We start from the raw sequence: 16,353 nt of genomic DNA, 5'->3' as shown, positions 1-16,353 counted from the left end.
AGGAAACGCATGCTCAGAAACTTCATCAAAACCGCAGCGGTGGCCACTTCGCTTGTGGCCGCGTCTTCCATCGCGGCAACAGCTGCCGACTACACGCTGCGCGCCACTGCCAATTCGAACGAAAACGACGAGGACTATGACGGCCTGATCGTCTTCAAGAACTATGTCGAGGCCGCCTCGAACGGCGCGATTGAAGTCGAATTGTTTATTGGCACGCAACTGTGCTCGAACGGGGCCGAGTGCTTGCAGGGTGTGGCAGACGGTACCATCGACATCTACATCTCCACTTCTGGTGGTGCGTCTGGCATTTTCCCATACGTGCAGGTTCTGGATCTGCCCTATTTGATGGCTGACGACCGGATTGCCGAACATGTTCTGTCCGGCGATTTTACCCGCACCATGCGCGACATGGCGCTTGAGGACTCGGGCGGCGCGATCCGTTTGATGACCATCGGCAACACCGGTGGCTGGCGCAACTTCGCCAACACGCAGCGCCGCATCGCGGAGCCCGCGGATATGGAAGGTTTGAAAATTCGCACCGTGGTTGCTGACTTGCCGCAGGAATTGGTCAAAGCGCTGGGCGCATCGCCCACCCCGATCCCGTGGCCGGAACTGTTCACCAGCTTTCAGACCGGCGTTGTTGAAGGGTCCAAGAACGGCATCACCGACATCATGGGCATGAAATTCCCGGATGCGGGCCTGCAGTACGTAACGCTGGACGGCCACGCCTATATGGGCGCGCTGTGGTGGATGAACAACGCCAAGTTCCAGGAAATGCCCGAGGACATGCGCCGCGTCGTGGTCGACGGGTTCTATGCGCTGCAACAGGCTACGTTTGCCTCGCCCAAGCGCAAGTCGATCCAAGCCTATGAGGATTTTGTCGCCGGTGGCGGCGATCTCTATGTGCTGACACCTGACCAGAAGGCTGCGTTCAAAGAGGCCGCAACGCCGGTCTATGACTGGTTCCAGTCCAATGTCGCGCGTGGAGACGAGATCTTTGTTGCGTTGACAGATGCGGTGGCGGCGGCTGAGGCCGATGTGAACGCGTCGCGCGATGCGGATCTGAACTAAGCTTCCGGGTCGGGCCCCTAAGGCCCGGCCCTTACCGAAACGGGTACATCCACCCTTTGTAGTCGTTCACCAGAACATGCGCTCTTTCGATCTGCTCCGGCGACATTTTCTTGATTACTTCCTCAAGGCTGATCGCCGCGTCGGGATCGCCCCCAATGGCGCTGAGCGTGTACCACATGTAAGCCCTGACCAGATCAGGCGCGGGCATCCCAAGACCCAACTCATAATACCAGCCAACCCCCGACTGGGCCCCCGGATGCCCCTTCATCGAGGCGCGCAGATACCATTCGAACGCGCGCTCATAGTCCCGTTCGACGCCCAGGCCCAACCCGTACATCACGCCGATCAATTCCTCGGCCTCGGCATTGCCCGAGCGGGCGGCGGGCAGCAGTTCTTTGCGCGCGGCCTCAAACTCGCCAGCCTCCATCAAATCGCGCGCCTGTTCCAGTTCGGCGAGCGCCGGGCTGGCAAGCAGACAAAGGGCAAGTACAAACTGGCGCATGGGGTTGCTTTCCTCTTGGCCGGGAGCGCTGCGGCACAGGATGTGCCGCGCCCTCTGACAGATGATGACTTCCTGCCTTTTGATATGGAACAGGCCGCCATCGGTCATCAACTGTTTTACGATCCGATCCTGTCGGGCAATCGAAACATATCCTGCGCCCATTGCCACCACCCGGACTTCGGTACCTCGGATGGGGTGTCGCTGGGCATCGGAGAAGGCGGACAGGGGTTGGGGCCAGAGCGCACACCCGGCATCGGTGCAGACAGGATTCGAAAACGCATTCCCCGAAATTCGCCGGGGCTTTGGAACCTAGGGGCAAAAGACATCCACACGGTGTTTCACGATGGCCGGTTGAGCATCTCGGATGTCTACGGCAACGGGTTCAACTCACCCGCTCAGGAATGGTTACCTGAAGGCTTAAACTCACTACTCGCTGCGCAAGCGCTTTTTCCGCTGACCTCGCAATTCGAAATGGCCGGTAACGTGGCCGAAAACCAAGTCACCGGGGCCGTCCACGATCGGATCGACAAGGGGTGGCCGATCCTTGCCAAACGCGTAAGAACGGATCCCCATTACGGCCCGGCAATGGTCGCAGCATTTGATGAGATTGAAACCACGGAAGACATCACAATCACCCATATCGCCAACGCTTTGGCCGCGTTCATGGCCATCGAGTGGAGGAGCACCGACAGCCCATTTGATCGCTATCTTGCTGGGGACATGAATGCGTTATCAACCGTTCAAAAAGACGGGATGGATCTGTTCTATGGTAAGGCAAACTGTTCCGCGTGCCACGCGGGACCGTTGATGTCCGATCAGGAATTCCATGCTTTGGCCATTCCTCCTTTTGGTCCGGGTCGAACCCGTCAATGGGATCCGTATGCGCGTGACGTTGGTCGTATGGGTGAAAGCAATCGGTTGGAAGATGCCTACAGGTTTCGCACCCCCATGTTGCGCAACGTTGCTTTGACGGCCCCTTACGGTCACAACGGGGCTTTCCCTGACCTTGAAAGCGTCATCCGCCATCATCTTAACCCTCAGGCAAGTTTGGATGCCTGGACGCCCGATATGGCCGGGTTGCCCGAGGTTTCGTGGTTGCACGACGCTGACTTTCTGGTTTGGGATGATCGACTGGAAATGGAACGTCAACGCAGCAAAACTGACATTGATCCGATTGAACTCTCGGACATGGAAATCCAGAATCTGATCGCTTTTATGGACGCTTTGACAGGTTCCAGTGTGGATGCACCGATTTTTGGCGTGCCCAGTGGATTTGTTCCTTAGCTGTCCTTGTTTTCAGCAGGGTTGGACAACGCGACGCCTTCAACCGTGACCCGGTGCATCAGGCGTCGAAAACCGTGATAGTCGTTGATTGCCTTGTGCCATGTGGCTCTGTTGTCCCACATCGTTATGTCGCCCGCGCGCCAGCGCACGCGGCATTGGAACTCGGGTTGTTTGCAGTGCTCGTACAGCATCCCAAGAATTGCATCAGACTCGTCTTTGCTGAGCCCTTCGATGTGCGTTGTGAAGACAGGGTTCACAAAAAGACCACGACGCCCGCTGAGTGGATGTGTGATGACAATGGGATGGTGCGCATCTTGTGTTGCGGCGTCTGCGTTGCCTAATCGACCGCTCTTGGCGGCTTCGCTGTCTTGTATGGCGGCACCAAAGACGTGACGTGAAGAATGCACAGCAGTCAGCCCGTCTAGAAACTGACGCATTGGGGCCGAGAGTGCCTCATACGCGGCTGCCATAGACACAAACAGCGTGTCTCCTCCATAGGGCGGCATCTCAATCGCATGCAGGATTGATCCCATGGCTGGCGCTTCGTCATAGGAATGATCGGTGTGCCACCCTTCACCCACCGCTTCTTTCTGGTCTTTTTCTTTGAGTACCGTCGCAATCTCGGGATGGCCATCAACCGGTTTGAAGAAACGGTTGACGTTGATCGCGCCGAAGCTGCGAGCAAAGTTCAGATGGTCTTCAGGGGTGGCAGTTTGACCCCTTAAGACGATAACGGAATACTTGGCAAAGGCTTGGTGGATATCAGGGAATTGCCCGCTGTCTCGAATATCGGCGCCGTCGATTTCAGCGCCCAAGCCGCCGGTGAGGGGTGTGATGTCCATCGGGGTGCTCCTGCTTTTTCAAGATCAGGATAAAGGACGATTGGGCTTTGGAGAAACGGAATTAGTGAGCACTGCGCCGCTGGGCATTCTGGACAGCAGACCTCGGACCATGGTCCTAATCCAGTGCGGATCTGGACGAATAGTAAAACGCTATGGCCTGAGTTCTGTTTTTCACGGCCAGCTTGTCATAGATATTGGACAGGTGAAATTTGACCGTATTCGTCGAAATCTGAAGCTCTTTTGAAAGGTCCCGATTTGACATGCCTTGGGCCAAGGCTTCAAGAATGGTGCGTTCTTTGCGGGACAGGCTTTGGATTGGGTCCTGTTGCATTTTCCGAACGTCGATGAATGGAAAGACCATTTTGCCAGCCGCCACATCGGCGCAGGTTTCAAGCAAGCCTTCGACCTCGCCGGATCGCGCTGCGAAACCGGCAGCCCCGGCTTGCATGGCCAGCCGCGGCGTTTCGCTGGTGACATCCCCATACACCACAAACCGTGGAGCATTGGCCTGTTCTCGGAGAACCTCGATCAGCTTTGCTGCTCCGAGCACCGGGAGGTTCCAGTCGACCACCCCGACCTGAACCGGAACTCGCATGACGGTTCCCAGGAACCCTTCGGCGGTGGCTGACGTCGCCACCAACGAGAATCGCGGGTCGCGTTCAAAGATTTCAGACATGGCAGACAGAACCAGCGGATTGCCGTCTGCCAGCATGACATCAATAGGGGTACCTGGCGCGCCAATCATCTGTTTTTACCCAACTTTCGCAATTTACTACCCAAACGGGTAGGTGAAAACTCAGTATACCTTGGTATTTTTACCAATTCTGGTGGGAAATTCCCCATCCTTTTGGCCATCCTAAAGCAGTAGTAAGTTACGTTGCGTCATTGCGCAAGGCGGCGTTTTCTGTCCGGCAACGAAACATGACGGGTCCAAGAGCCCGACCAACGCCGAGGATGACAGACGATGACGTTTCAGATTTTCCCTCCTCTTGAGATCCCCGAGACTCTGGCCGCTGGCCCGGGACCGGGCAACACCGACGCCCGTGTCCTGCGCGCCTTCAGCAGCGCAGGCGTGGCGGATCACATGCAGGGTGACGTTCTGCGGGGCATGATCGAGTGCAAACACATGCTGCGAAAGATCTGGGGCACGTCCAACACCTATACTTTTGCGGTCGCAGGCACCGGTTGGAGCGCTCTGGACGCTATGTTCTCTGCCGTCATGCCTGGCGACAAGGTTGTGGCGTTTGCCAACGGGACATTCTCGGGTATCGACGCTCTGACCCTGCGGATCAAGGCAGCTACACCTCAAGAACACGCATCCAACCCGCTTGACCCGCAAGCCGCCAGTGTCACCGTGATCGAGGTTCCGCACGGTCAGCCGGTGACATGTGAACTGGTTGACGCTGCATTGTCTGAGCACCAGCCCAAATGGGCGTTCATGGCGCATTGGGAAACCGGATCCGGGCGTGTCAACGATCTGCGCGGCTTTTCGGACGCCTGTGAACGCAATGGTGTCATGGGTCTGATCGACGCGGTTTCGTCGTTGGGTGCGGATGATTTTTCAATTGACGAGTACCCCGGGATCGCCGGGTGGGCGTCTTGCCCGCAAAAAGGTCTGTGCTGTCTGCCGCTGACCTACGCGCCGGTCAGCTTTACGGATGCTTATATCGAAAGTTTGAAGGCGTCAGGTGCATACTCCTATGTTCACAATCCGATCTTTGAAGCGCGCCATTGGGGCATTGTCGATGGGCAAGACGTAGAGAAGGGAACTTATCACCGGACGCATTCGGGATACGCCGTTGCGGCGTTCCACGAAGCCCTGCGACTGACCCTGCAAGAAAGCCTGGCAAAGCGGGCCATGGCCTACCGCACTCATGAGAAGGTTCTGCGCGATGCGGTGATCGAAATGGGCTGCGAAGTGACATCGGACATGCCCAGCCTTGTTGTTCTGAACCTGCCGCCGGAACTGGCGGGGCGTGAGATGGAGCTGGTCCAGAACTGCCGCGCACGGGGATTTGGCATCTGGCCGACTCTCAGCGCTCCGGTACAGGTACGGATCGGAATCCTCAATCAGTTGAACCGCGACGCGGTCAGCCGGATCGTACGTCTGTTCGCCGAAGCCCTGCGCGAGCTTGGCGGAGAGGTTGATCGAGATGCGATCGAGGCTTTGCTTGAAAGCCGCTACGGCACTTCAATCGCTGCTTAACCACACTGCATGAACGGGAGGATTGCAGATGGATATTCATGAGTACCAAGCGAAAGAACTTCTTTCCAATTTCGGGGTGGACGTCCCTGCGGGCGCGCTTGCCTACAGCCCGGAACAGGCGGCCTATCGGGCGCGCGAGCTGGGCGGTGACAAATGGATCGTCAAAGCGCAGGTCCATGCGGGTGGGCGCGGCAAGGCCGGAGGGGTCAAGCTGTGCAACACTGAAAACGAGATTTATCAGGCCTGCGATGACCTGTTCGGTCGTAAGCTGGTCACGCATCAAACGGGGCCGGAAGGCAAAGGGATCTACCGCGTTTACGTCGAAGCCGCCGTGCCGATTGATCGCGAGATTTATCTGGGCTTTGTTCTGGACCGATCCAGCCAGCGGGTGATGATTGTTGCCTCGTCAGAGGGTGGTATGGAAATCGAGGATATCTCGGCCGACCGTCCGGACAGCATCGTGCGATCCATTGTGGAACCGGCAGTTGGGCTTCAGGAATTCCAAGCGCGTGAAATTGCGTTCAAGCTTGGTCTTGAACCCAAGCTGATCCAGCAGATGGTGCGCACACTGCAGGGTTGCTATGCCGCGTTCAGCGACTTGGATGCCACCATGGTCGAGATCAACCCGCTGGTCATCACCGGCGACGACCGCGTTCTGGCGTTGGACGCAAAGATGAGCTTTGACGACAACGCTCTGTTCCGCCACCCGCAGATCGCCGAACTGCGCGACAAAAGCCAGGAAGACCCGCGCGAAAGCCGTGCGGCGGACCGGGGGCTGTCTTACGTGGGTTTGGACGGAAACATCGGTTGCATCGTCAATGGCGCCGGTCTGGCGATGGCCACAATGGACACGATCAAGCTGGCAGGGGGTGAGCCTGCAAACTTCCTCGACATTGGGGGCGGGGCTTCGCCAGAACGGGTCGCCAAGGCGTTTCGGCTCGTTCTGTCGGACACCAATGTCCAGGCCATCCTCGTCAACATTTTCGCAGGCATCAACCGCTGCGATTGGGTGGCCGAGGGCGTCGTTCAGGCGCTGAAAGAATTGGATATCGACCTTCCGGTCGTTGTCCGGCTCGCTGGTACCAATGTCGAAGAAGGCCAGAAAATCCTTGCCAAGTCCGGCCTTCCGATCATTCGCGCCACAACACTTATGGAAGCGGCAGAACGCGCCGTGGGCGCATGGAAAAACGACCTTACCCAAGGCACCAAGATGAGGGCTGTGTAATGAGCATTCTTCTCGATCGCGACTCGCGTGTCATCGTACAGGGCATCACCGGCCGGATGGCGCGGTTTCACACCAAAGACATGCTGAAATATGGCACGAATGTCGTAGGTGGCGTCGTTCCCGGCAAGGGAGGTGAAACCGTCGAAGGCGTTCCGGTTTTTGACACCGTCAAACAAGCCGTTGAGGCGACCGGCGCAGATGCCAGCCTTGTTTTCGTTCCCCCACCTTTTGCAGCGGATTCGATCATGGAAGCAGCGGATGCCGGTATCCGGTACTGCGTTTGCATAACCGACGGTATCCCGGCGCAAGACATGATCCGGGTGAAACGTTACATGTACCGTTACCCCAAGGACAAACGTATGGTTCTGACCGGTCCGAACTGCGCGGGCACCATTTCGCCGGGCAAAGCGTTGCTGGGGATCATGCCGGGTCACATCTACCTGCCGGGGCATGTCGGGATCATCGGTCGCTCTGGCACGCTGGGCTATGAGGCCGCAGCGCAGCTGAAAGAGCGCGGGATTGGTGTTTCAACCAGCGTCGGGATCGGGGGCGACCCCATCAACGGGTCATCGTTCAAGGACATCCTTCAACGGTTCGAAGACGACGAAGACACCCATGTCATCGCCATGATTGGTGAGATTGGCGGCCCGCAGGAAGCCGAGGCGGCAGAGTATATTCGTGACCACATCACCAAACCGGTGATCGCCTATGTTGCGGGCCTGACTGCTCCGAAAGGGCGGACCATGGGCCATGCAGGTGCGATCATCTCGGCCTTTGGCGAAAGCGCCAGCGAGAAGGTCGAAATCCTGTCTGCCGCTGGAGTGACCGTGGCGGAAAACCCTGCCGTGATTGGTGAAACAATTGCGCGTGTGATGGAGGCTGCGTGATGGTCAAACCTTCGGTTCTTGTGACCCGCCGCTGGCCTGCTGCCGTCGAGGCGCAGTTGGCCGAGAACTATAACACCGTGCTGAACACCGGGGACAAACCTTTGTCCCCGTCCGAAATCCGGCAGGCGTTGAAATCCTATGACGCGGTCTTGCCTACGGTAACCGATACGCTCAGCGCCGAGGCGCTGGACGTATCTGGCGCGCAGACAAAAATCCTTGCGAATTATGGAGTGGGCTACAGCCATATCTGTGAGCCGTCTGCCCGCGAACTGGGTATGACCGTGACGAACACGCCCGATGTTCTGTCCGAGTGCACGGCGGACATTGCCATGACACTTCTGCTGATGGCGGCCCGCCGCGCCAGCGAAGGCGAACGCGAGTTGCGCGCCGGAAACTGGACCGGTTGGCGACCCACGCATCTGGTGGGGACCAAAGTCAGCGGTAAGACGCTTGGCATCATCGGCTATGGGCGCATCGGTCAGGAGATGGCCCGCCGTGCGCATCACGGCTTTGGCATGGACGTGCTGGTCTATAACCGCAGCCCGGTGGACCCGGCTGTATTGGCGCGGTGCAATGCCACTCAGGTCACGTCAATTGATGAGTTGTTGCCGCAATGCGATTTCGTCTCACTTCATTGCCCCGGTGGGGCTGCGAACCGCCACATGATCAATGCGCGCAGGTTGGACCTCATGAAACCTGACGCATTCCTGATCAACACGGCGCGTGGTGAAGTCGTCGACGAACGGGCGCTGGTCCAATCGCTTATGTTCGACATGATCGGCGGTGCAGCACTGGATGTGTTCGATGGTGAACCCCGTATCTGTGCAGATCTGCTGCAGTGCGACAACCTCGTGATGCTGCCGCATCTTGGCAGCGCCACCCGCGAGGCGCGCGAGGCAATGGGGTTCAGGGTTTTGGATAACCTGAGTGACTTCTTTGAAGGCCGAGAGCCGCGCGATCGGGTGATCTGACCCACCCAACGTACCAATCGAATTTGTCGATGCGGCCCTCAGGACCTCATCGACCCCTTTACACAGGAGATTTGACCCGTGAATGCGCCGCACCGTACAGACGGATTTTTCACCCAGTCCCTGTCGGACCGTGACCCTGAGCTTTTTGGCTCGATCACGTCCGAGCTGGGCCGTCAGCGCGACGAGATCGAGCTGATCGCGTCCGAGAACATCGTCTCTGCCGCCGTGATGGAAGCGCAGGGCTCGGTGATGACCAACAAATACGCCGAAGGTTATCCCGGTCGGCGCTACTATGGCGGTTGCCAGTTTGTCGATATTGCCGAGAACCTGGCCATCGACCGGGCCAAGGAACTGTTTGGCTGCGGCTTTGCCAACGTGCAGCCGAACTCGGGCTCTCAGGCCAACCAGGGTGTGTTCCAGGCGCTGATCCAGCCCGGTGACACCATTCTGGGCATGAGCCTGGATGCCGGTGGTCACCTGACCCACGGCGCGCGCCCGAACCAGTCGGGCAAGTGGTTCAACGCGGTGCAATACGGCGTCCGCAAAGAAGACAACATGCTGGACTATGATCAGGTCGAGGCGCTGGCGAAAGAGCACCAGCCCAAGCTGATCATCGCCGGCGGCTCGGCTATCCCGCGCCAGATCGACTTTGCCCGCATGCGCCAGATCGCCGACATGGTGGGTGCCTATCTGCACGTAGACATGGCGCATTTCGCCGGTCTGGTTGCGGCGGGTGAGCACCCCAGCCCCTTCCCGCATGCGCATGTGGCGACCACGACGACCCACAAGACCTTGCGTGGACCGCGTGGGGGTATGATCCTGACCAATGATGAAGATATCGCTAAGAAAGTGAATTCGGCGATCTTCCCCGGCATTCAGGGTGGCCCGCTGATGCATGTGATCGCCGGTAAGGCCGTGGCCTTTGGCGAAGCCCTGCGGCCCGAGTTCAAAACCTATATCCAGCAGGTCATTACCAACGCGCAAGCGCTGTCGGACCAGCTGATCAAGGGCGGTCTGGACACGGTGACCCATGGCACCGACACCCATGTGGTGCTGGTCGACCTGCGCCCTAAAGGCGTGAAGGGCAATGCGACCGAGAAGGCTCTGGGCCGGGCGCATATCACCTGCAACAAGAACGGCGTACCGTTTGACCCCGAAAAACCGACCGTTACCTCGGGCATCCGTCTGGGCTCACCCGCCGGCACCACCCGCGGCTTTGGCGAGGTCGAGTTCCGCCAGATCGCCGATTGGATCATCGAAGTGGTCGACGGCCTGGCTGCCAATGGCGAAGACGGCAACGGCGCCGTCGAAGCCAAGGTCAAAGCCGAGGTCGCAGACCTCTGCGCCCGCTTCCCAATCTATCCGAACTTGTAAGGCCAAGGACCCAACACATGAGTTTTCATTCTATTGAACAAGCCCCAGCCCGTCTGAACCGCAGCGAGCTTGCCGTTCCCGGCAGCCAGCCCGGAATGTTTGAAAAAGCGGCAAAATCGGATGTGGACGTTATCTTCCTGGATTTGGAAGATGCCGTCGCACCGGACGAAAAGGAACAGGCCCGCAAGAACATCATTCAGGCGTTGAACGACATCGACTGGGGCAACAAGACCATGTCGGTACGCATCAACGGGCTGGACACCCACTACATGTACCGCGATGTGGTGGATGTTGTTGAACAGGCTGGCGCTCGGCTGGATCTGATCATGATCCCCAAGGTTGGAACCGCTGCTGACGTCTATGCTGTTGATATGCTGGTCACGCAAATCGAGGATGCCAAGGGTTACAACAAGCGGATCGGGTTCGAACACATCATCGAAACTGCGCTGGGTATGCAAAACGTAAGCGAGATTGCTGCCGCTTCTAGGCGCAACGAAAGCCTTCATTTTGGAGTTGCCGATTATGCGGCGTCGACACGTGCACGCACGACCATTATCGGCGGTGTGAACCCCGATTATTCAGTGCTGACCGATGCGGATGCCGATGGGGGCCGCCTGACACATTGGGGCGACATGTGGCACTATGCGCTGGCGCGTATGGTGGTCGCTGCCCGCGCCAACGGCCTGCGCCCAATCGACGGGCCGTTCGGAGATTTCCAGGACCCTGACGGCTATAAAGCTGCCGCCAAACGTGCTGCTGTTTTGGGGTGCGAAGGGAAATGGGCAATTCACCCCAGCCAGATTGCCTTGGCAAACGAAGTTATGTCGCCGTCCGACGCCGAAGTGACCAAGGCTCAGCGCATTCTTGTCGCCATGGCCGAGGCCGAAGCGGATGGGAAAGGAGCCGTATCTTTGGACGGCCGGTTGATCGACTACGCCTCAATCCGCCAAGCGGAAGTGCTGGTTGAGAAAGCAAGCCAGATTGCGGCGGCGTAAATGAAGTGACAGGGCAAAGACCAAATCAAATGCGCACGCGCGATCTTGGTCTTTGCCTCCCACCGATACCGGAAACGCATTTGGCCCTAACCTGTGTCCTGATCTCTTAAAGGAATGCCCAAACCGACTTTCTTTCGCCCCATCACAACAGAGGTGCGAAACCGGCGGACGTTTGAATTGTCGAAGAACAGCTTTTTGGTAAGCTCTTCAAAATCATCCATATCACGCGCCGTACAGATCAGGCAGAAGTCCGCGTCACCTGTGATGTAATAGCACTGCTGCACCCTTGGCTCGGCCTGTGCCTGTCGCGAAAAAGCGTCGATCTGATCCTGGCGTTCGCGTTCCAACTCGACCATGACAACTAAGCTCATTGCAAAGCCCAACTTTTTCGGGTCGACGATTGCCACTTCCGAGTGAATGGCACCAGAAGCTCTGAGCGCCTTCAGGCGCCTTTGAACGGATGCGACCGATAAGCCTGTTTCGGATGCAAGCGCTTCCAGCCCCATTTTGGCATCACGTTGCATCAGGTGCAGCAGGCTGAGGTCAAATTGGTCGAGTTTCACAAAGATTTCCTTGATGTGAAAAAGTTTCCCGAAAAATCGGTAAATGTGACCATAATCGATCACAGCTTGTGCGTAAAACTCTGATCATGGAAAACAGTAACAAACTCGATGTGGCAAAGCCGCTGGCGCTGCTGGCGGAATGTCCTGCATATAAACCGAGCCCATTGGAAACCCGCAGTTTCAAGGGGCGAACGATCCTGATCAAGGATGAAACCAACAGGATGGGCCTGGGTGCGTTCAAAGCTTTGGGCGGTGTTTACGCTGTTGCCAAGCTGATCGAAGCGCGTGTTGGTCGTTCTTTGACCCCCAGCGCCTTTCTGAGCGATCCCATAAAGGACGCGGCGCGATCAATGACTTTTGTGTGCGCCAGCGCAGGAAATCACGGCATGGCCGTGGCCGCTGGGGCGCAGCTCTTTGGTGCAACGGCACGCATCCATCTTGCCGAAACAGTCCCCGAAGAGTTTGCCGTTCGTCTTCGGGCGAAAGGCGCAGATGTTGTTCGATCCGGCAGTGACTATGAAGCAAGCGTCGCCGCAGCCATCGCCGACGCCGAAGCAACCGGTGCCATTCACCTCGCCGATGGGTCGTGGCCGGGATATACCGAGCCTCCGCGATTGGTGATGGAGGGTTATACTGTCATTGCTGAAGAAATGCGCCACGATTTAGAAGTGTACGCAAATTGGCCGAGCCACGTGTACCTGCAGGCGGGTGTTGGCGGGCTGGCCGCGGGCATTGCCTATATGATCCGGTCCAACTGGCCAGTGCAACCAAAGATCATAGTTGTTGAACCAGATGCTGCACCCTGTCTGAAGGAAAGCGCCCGAGCCGGAGAAATCCTTACGGTTGAAGGGCCCGTTTCAAATATGGGGCGTTTGGATTGCAAAACGCCATCCATGCTGGCTTTGGATATCTTGAAGCGCTGTGCAGATGACTGGGTTACAATCAGTGACCAACAGGCTCAGAACGCTGTAAACAGCGCCTTGGATTTGGGTTTCTCGACAACGCCATCCGGAGCAGCCGGGCTTGCCGCCTGCCTTGAGGGCGACGATGATTTGCCATTGGTCATCTTGTCCGAAGGGGGCGTTTCTGATGCTTGATCTTGTTGCGTTTCGTCGCGATCTTCATGCCCATCCGGAAACCGGGTTCGACCTTGACCGGACCCCCGATTTGATCGCGGCCGAGTTGGACCGCGCCGGGCTCGAAGTCACCCGAGGCGTGGGTCGAACCGGAATTGTTGCCACCTTGCGCCGTGGTCCTGGTGAGACCGCAATCGGGTTTCGTGCCGACATGGACGCGCTGCCAATTCACGAAATGACCAATTTGCCCTACCGGTCGAAAACAGAGGGCAAGTTCCACGGTTGCGGTCATGACGGGCATAGCACAATGCTGCTTGGTGCTGCTTTGTCGCTTGCTGCGGACACATCGTTGGACCGGACCGTTCACTTCATTTTCCAGCCGGATGAAGAGAACGGAAATGGGGCCACCGCGATGATCGCTGACGGTTTGTTCGAACGATTCCCCATGTCTGCAATCTTTGGGCTTCACAACATGCCGGGAATGGAGCTTGGGTATTTCGCGACCCAGGCGGGGCCTTTCTGCGCATTCGAGGACAATTTTGAAATCCGCATTCAGGGGCAGGGGGGTCATGCTTCCATGCCAGAGAAGGGCGTCGATCCGATCGTGACCGGGGCGGCGATTGTCATGCAATTGCAATCTATCGTTTCGCGTTCCCTACCGCCCCGGGAACATGGCGTGGTTTCAATTACAGAATTCCTGACAGACGGTGCACGCAACATCCTGCCGAGCAATGTCACCATACGCGGGGATTGCAGGGGGTTTTCCAAAGATGTGTCGGAATGCATCGAGCGCAGAATGCGCGCCATTGTCGACGGGGTTAGTGCGGCACAGGGTGCGGTGTCAGAGGTCGATTACTCCACATCGTTTCGTCCTTTAATAAACGATGCCAGAGCCACTGATGCGATCTCGGACGCAGCTGGCAAAGTTGGGACGCTTGATGCTGAATTTGGCCGAGTTGGCTTCTCGGAGGATTTTGCCGAGTTTCTCATGCATCGCCCTGGCGCGTTTATTCTCATGGGAAACGGGTTGGAAGGGAACAATGCAATGCCGCTTCACAACCCGTCCTATGATTTCAACGATGAAGCGATCAGATACGGAATTGCGTTCTGGACCAGCCTTGCGCAGCGCGGTTTTTGAGTCTGGCGCGGTTGCCGCTCTGGTGATCCTTTTCAAAAAGGAAAAGGGTCCCGACTGTGTGCGAGGACCCCTTAACTGAAGTGAAGGAAATTGTGACGCGAGCTTAGTCCAGCAACCCGCGTTCGGTCAGCACCTTGCGAGCGACACGGAAACACTCCAGCGATTGCGGGACACCGCAATAGATGCCGATCACGTGAATGATCGAGCGGATTTCTTCTTTGGTCACGCCGTTGTTCAGAGCGCCGTTGCAGTGAATTTCCCATTCATGCATCTTGCCCAGCGCGCCGATCATGGTGAGGTTCAGCATCGACCGTGTCTTGTGGTCAATCGTGTCGTCGCCCCAGCCAAAACCCCAGCACCATGCTGTCATGGCCTCTTGGAAGGGGCGGGTGAAGTCATCCGCGGCTGCAAGGTTCTTTTCAACATATTCGGCACCCAGCGTGGATTTGCGCTGTTTCAGGCCGTGTTCGAACAAGTTGTCGTCCATTTCGTTCTCCTTTGGTGAACGGGCCGGCCTGTACTATGACCGGCCCGGATGGGTTTGATTATTCTGCCGGGGTCGCTTCGGCCTCTTCTTCGTCAAAGACCGACAGGCCCAGCTTTTCGCGCTGGCTGTCCCGCCAGATTGCTTTGAGGACCGAAATTCCCATCAGAACCATGACCACGCTGAATGGCAATGCGCCGATGATCATGGCTGTCTGGATCGCCCCGAGGCCACCAATCATCAGCAATGCGCCCACGACCAGCGCCAGGGCAGCACCCCAGAACAGAATGTGCGGCCGCGCCTTGGGGCCTTCGTCGCCAGCGGCATTGATGGTGTTGATGATCAGCACCGCCGAGTCCGCCGAGGTTACCAGGTAGGTGAGCAACAGCACGACGACCATGATCGCAAACACCCAGGCCATGGTTTCGCTCAGCATGACCGAAAGGGTCGCGAAAAGCTGATCCGAAAGCCCGGTGCCAATGATTGCATTGTCCGCGACGCCCGAAAGCTCAAGCTCGATCGCTGTACCGCCAACCAGGGCGAACCAGACAAAGCACATGACGGACGGTACGATTGCCGCGCCAAGCACATATTCGCGAATGGTTCGGCCCTTGGAAATGCGCGCCAGGAAGACGCCGACAAAGGGTGCAAATGCAATCCACCAAGCCCAATAGAACACGGTCCAGCCGCCCTGCCATCCGGCCAGTTGACTTGCGACCGATCCATCCACCCCGTCGCTGTTCCAGACGGTAAACAAGAGGGCTGGTGTTGCGATCAGGTAGTCGTAGATGCCGACAAACAGCGCCTGCAGGCCAAAAAAGGTCGAGCCGAAGAACAAGAAGAAGGCAAGCAATGCAAAGCTGAGCGCCATATTGATGTTAGAGAGCCATTTGATGCCTTTTCCTACTCCGGACAACGCCGACAGTGTGGACGCACCGACAATGATCAACAGCGCGACGGCGATCGCCACTTTGGTCGGATCACCCGCGTCGGTCAGAAGCCAGTCCCCGAAACCGATCCGATGCAGCCCCGCAATGAACTGGTTGACGCCAAAGCCAAGCGTCTGCGCAACACCCAGAACGGTGGCGACAACGGCAACTACGTCGATGACGTGACCCAACGGGCCGGACAGCGATTTTCCGAAGATCGGTGTCAGCGCCGACCGGATGGTCAGCGGCAGGCCGCGCCGGAACGAAAAATAGGCCAGCGCAAGGCCAACGATGGCATAGCTGGCCCACGCGTGCAGGCCCCAATGTGAGAACGACCATTTATAGGCCGAACGCACGGCCTCTTGCGTGGATCCTTCTGCAAGGCCTTGGATGATGTCTGGATTGGTTTGGAAGTGATAGATCGGCTCACCGGTTGCATAGGTCAGCATCCCGATACCGATGCCCGCCCCGAACATCATCGAAAACCATGAAAAGCGCGAGAATTCAGGTTGGTCTTCCGGGCGGCCAAGTTTCATGCGCCCCGACACCGGCAGGATCGCAAGAACGATGCAGGTCAGGAAGAAGAAGGCCATCACATAGACGTACCAGAAGTTGAACGACGCCAGGATCAACGAATTCAATCCGGACAGAACCGAAGCGGCATTGTCAGGAAAGGCCACGGCCCAAATGACGAGGGCACCAATCAGCAGCTTGGCAGTGATGGTCACGTCTTTTGTGAAACCACGGTAGAACCCGCTGTCGGCGGTTTTGATGGGTAGGTCGGTGACGGGTGGTTTTATTGGCAT

Annotated in this window: 16 protein-coding genes; 10 read left to right on the top strand and 6 right to left on the bottom strand. The window is 57.6% G+C overall.

Annotated elements, in window-relative coordinates; all coding sequences use genetic code 11:
* Positions 1-9: 9 nt before the first annotated feature.
* Positions 10-1,071, top strand: a complete 1,062-nt coding sequence (gene dctP / locus GS646_RS21710; RefSeq protein ID WP_171187167.1) for a TRAP transporter substrate-binding protein DctP — start codon at positions 10-12, stop codon at positions 1,069-1,071.
* 31 nt (positions 1,072-1,102) lie between these two features.
* Here dctP and GS646_RS21705 read toward each other — a convergent pair whose 3' ends face one another.
* Entirely contained in the window at positions 1,103-1,573 is a 471-nt protein-coding gene (locus tag GS646_RS21705) for a tetratricopeptide repeat protein (RefSeq protein ID WP_171095376.1), read from the bottom strand.
* 15 nt (positions 1,574-1,588) lie between these two features.
* On the opposite strand from GS646_RS21705, the gene GS646_RS21700 reads away from it, so the two are divergent.
* Positions 1,589-2,857 (top strand): cytochrome-c peroxidase, encoded by a 1,269-nt coding sequence (locus tag GS646_RS21700; protein WP_171187165.1) that lies wholly within the window; start codon positions 1,589-1,591, stop codon positions 2,855-2,857.
* On the opposite strand, the gene GS646_RS21695 is transcribed toward GS646_RS21700, so the two are convergent.
* Both GS646_RS21695 and GS646_RS21690 read right to left on the bottom strand, forming a co-directional pair.
* Positions 2,854-3,699: a TauD/TfdA family dioxygenase gene (locus tag GS646_RS21695; RefSeq protein WP_171187163.1), complete on the bottom strand. Its 846-nt coding sequence runs from the start codon at positions 3,697-3,699 to the stop codon at positions 2,854-2,856. The genes GS646_RS21700 and GS646_RS21695 overlap by 4 nt on opposite strands.
* A 115-nt stretch (positions 3,700-3,814) precedes the next feature.
* A complete protein-coding gene (locus GS646_RS21690) occupies positions 3,815-4,444 on the bottom strand; it encodes a response regulator transcription factor (RefSeq protein WP_253746657.1) in 630 nt (209 codons plus the stop codon).
* A gap of 219 nt (positions 4,445-4,663) precedes the next feature.
* Here GS646_RS21690 and GS646_RS21685 point away from each other — a divergent pair, with 219 nt between their 5' ends.
* The 6 genes from GS646_RS21685 to GS646_RS21660 all read left to right on the top strand — a co-directional run bounded on the left by GS646_RS21685 (position 4,664) and on the right by GS646_RS21660 (position 11,357).
* Entirely contained in the window at positions 4,664-5,905 is a 1,242-nt protein-coding gene (locus tag GS646_RS21685; protein WP_171187161.1) for an aminotransferase class V-fold PLP-dependent enzyme, read from the top strand.
* Between the two features lie 28 nt (positions 5,906-5,933).
* The gene (locus GS646_RS21680; protein ID WP_171187159.1) at positions 5,934-7,130 is read left to right on the top strand and encodes a malate--CoA ligase subunit beta; all 1,197 of its coding nucleotides are present in this window, start codon (positions 5,934-5,936) and stop codon (positions 7,128-7,130) included.
* The gene (gene sucD / locus GS646_RS21675) at positions 7,130-8,017 is read left to right on the top strand and encodes a succinate--CoA ligase subunit alpha (RefSeq protein ID WP_171187157.1); all 888 of its coding nucleotides are present in this window, start codon (positions 7,130-7,132) and stop codon (positions 8,015-8,017) included. Before GS646_RS21680 ends, sucD begins: the two co-directional genes overlap by 1 nt.
* Positions 8,017-8,988: a D-glycerate dehydrogenase gene (locus GS646_RS21670; RefSeq protein ID WP_171187155.1), complete on the top strand. Its 972-nt coding sequence runs from the start codon at positions 8,017-8,019 to the stop codon at positions 8,986-8,988. Before sucD ends, GS646_RS21670 begins: the two co-directional genes overlap by 1 nt.
* A gap of 78 nt (positions 8,989-9,066) precedes the next feature.
* Positions 9,067-10,362, top strand: coding sequence for a serine hydroxymethyltransferase (gene glyA, locus GS646_RS21665; protein WP_171679265.1), 1,296 nt, complete (start codon positions 9,067-9,069; stop codon positions 10,360-10,362).
* Between the two features lie 17 nt (positions 10,363-10,379).
* Positions 10,380-11,357 (top strand): CoA ester lyase, encoded by a 978-nt coding sequence (locus GS646_RS21660; protein WP_171187526.1) that lies wholly within the window; start codon positions 10,380-10,382, stop codon positions 11,355-11,357.
* A gap of 86 nt (positions 11,358-11,443) precedes the next feature.
* Here GS646_RS21660 and GS646_RS21655 read toward each other — a convergent pair whose 3' ends face one another.
* Entirely contained in the window at positions 11,444-11,920 is a 477-nt protein-coding gene (locus tag GS646_RS21655) for an Lrp/AsnC family transcriptional regulator (protein WP_371732123.1), read from the bottom strand.
* Positions 11,921-12,006: 86 nt separating this feature from the next.
* Between GS646_RS21655 and GS646_RS21650 the strand changes: the two genes are divergently transcribed.
* Positions 12,007-13,017 (top strand): pyridoxal-phosphate dependent enzyme, encoded by a 1,011-nt coding sequence (locus GS646_RS21650; RefSeq protein ID WP_171648006.1) that lies wholly within the window; start codon positions 12,007-12,009, stop codon positions 13,015-13,017.
* Positions 13,010-14,134 carry an amidohydrolase gene (locus GS646_RS21645; RefSeq protein ID WP_171648008.1) on the top strand — a complete coding sequence of 375 codons (1,125 nt, stop codon included), beginning with the start codon at positions 13,010-13,012 and terminating at the stop codon, positions 14,132-14,134. The genes GS646_RS21650 and GS646_RS21645 overlap by 8 nt, the downstream gene beginning before the upstream one ends.
* 103 nt (positions 14,135-14,237) lie before the next feature.
* Here the strand turns inward: GS646_RS21645 and GS646_RS21640 are convergent, their stop codons facing one another.
* Both GS646_RS21640 and GS646_RS21635 read right to left on the bottom strand, forming a co-directional pair.
* Positions 14,238-14,621: a carboxymuconolactone decarboxylase family protein gene (locus GS646_RS21640; RefSeq protein WP_171095340.1), complete on the bottom strand. Its 384-nt coding sequence runs from the start codon at positions 14,619-14,621 to the stop codon at positions 14,238-14,240.
* 58 nt (positions 14,622-14,679) lie between these two features.
* A complete protein-coding gene (locus GS646_RS21635; protein ID WP_171648010.1) occupies positions 14,680-16,353 on the bottom strand; it encodes a BCCT family transporter in 1,674 nt (557 codons plus the stop codon).

Source organism: Ruegeria sp. HKCCD4315 (assembly GCF_013112245.1).
Taxonomy (GTDB): Bacteria; Pseudomonadota; Alphaproteobacteria; order Rhodobacterales; family Rhodobacteraceae; genus Ruegeria.
Note: the sequence above shows the minus strand (reverse complement) of the source record. Positions and strands in the feature narration are given on the sequence as shown.